Consider the following 304-nt stretch of genomic DNA (forward strand, 5'->3'; position numbering starts at 1 on the left):
GTACTTGGTGGCTTTGCGTTTGGTATGTTCTTTATGGCTACTGACCCTGTATCAGCTGCATTTACTGACAAAGGTAAATTAGCATATGGTCTATTAATTGGCTTTATGGTGGTTATGATACGTGTTGTGAATCCTGCTTTCCCAGAAGGCATGATGCTAGCAATCTTATTTGCTAACTTGTTCGCTCCACTGTTCGATCACTTTGTAGTGCAGGCTAATATTAAGCGGAGGTTGGCACGTAATGTCTAGTAATAACGAATCAATCGGCAAAACGTTATCAGTTGTTGTAGCACTATGTTTAGTG

General features: G+C 40.5%; 1 protein-coding gene. It reads left to right on the plus strand.

Translation table 11 applies throughout. The annotated features are described in order from the left end of the window. Positions 1 to 249: RnfABCDGE type electron transport complex subunit D (locus AAEY83_RS13790; protein ID WP_351059672.1), on the plus strand; the 249-nt coding region annotated here is incomplete at its 5' end. Positions 250 to 304 lie beyond the last annotated feature (55 nt).

Origin of the sequence: Psychrobacter sp. TB20-MNA-CIBAN-0197 (assembly GCF_040309765.1) — a bacterium.
GTDB lineage: Bacteria > Pseudomonadota > Gammaproteobacteria > Pseudomonadales > Moraxellaceae > Psychrobacter > Psychrobacter submarinus.